1 protein-coding gene is annotated in these 907 nt (G+C 61.6%); it reads right to left on the bottom strand.

The window, feature by feature from the left end:
• Positions 1 to 360: 360 nt before the first annotated feature.
• The coding region (locus VQ02_RS33480) for a GGDEF domain-containing protein (RefSeq protein WP_157080918.1) at positions 361 to 907 on the bottom strand (547 nt) is incomplete at its 5' end.

Below are 907 nucleotides of genomic sequence, written 5' to 3'. Positions count from 1 at the left end.
CTTGAACTCGGTCGGACGCTGAGCAAAGAGGTCGGCAACAATATGACCTCGACCCCTTTGCGCTTAGCCGAGCAGGGTCATGGCGGTCGGCCTATGGTCGCGCTGGTGCCAGGTCACCCTCACCGCACCAAGCGAAAAGTAGCCTTCGATCCAGCTCGCCCATGCCGCTACTGCATCGAGTCTCCGCCATTCCGCGAGCGCTTCGCTAACTTGACTGAGTTGGACTTATTTCAGGTTATCGTTGGCTATTGTGGTGCTCAAACTGGAGGAAGCCTCGGTCAGGCTGAAGTTGCTTTGCGAGATTGCAACGGTGAACCGCATGTATTCGCGTTCGAAACCTTCTTTAATCGATACGAAGCCCTAACGTTGGGCTTTTGGCTTCGACCTCAGCCGACTGTCGCTCCGCGCCGAGCATGATCTGTCGGTAATGCCGCCACTCTGACCGAGCTGCGCTATCACGCGATTGCGGCCCCGTCGCTTGGCCTCGTAAAGCGCGGCATCTGCCGCCGCGAAACACTCCGTCTGCGTCACGCCCGAACCCAGCGTGAGGCAGGCCACGCCGATGCTCACGGTTATGAACCCGCCTTCCTGACCGCTGTGCGGGATCTGAGTGCGGGCAACCGCTTGGCGGATGTGTTCGGCCCGGAACGCCACCTCGCGACCGGCCGGCCCCAGCAACAGGACACCGAACTCCTCGCCGCCGATCCGGCAAGCCACCTCGTCAGGTCCGCTCACCTGCCGCTTGAGACAGCGCGCGATGGTCCGCAGCACCTCGTCGCCGGCAAGATGGCCGTAGGTGTCATTGTAGCGCTTGAACTGATCTGCATCGATCAGCAGCAGCGACAGGTTCTCGCCGGTACGCTCTGCCTGGCGCTGCAACCCGTCGAACACGGCATCGAAGTGGCGC

Origin of the sequence: Methylobacterium variabile, from assembly GCF_001043975.1 — a bacterium.
Taxonomy (GTDB): domain Bacteria; phylum Pseudomonadota; class Alphaproteobacteria; order Rhizobiales; family Beijerinckiaceae; genus Methylobacterium; species Methylobacterium variabile.
The sequence above is the reverse complement of the archived record's forward strand: the minus strand, read 5'-3'. Positions and strand labels throughout refer to the sequence as shown.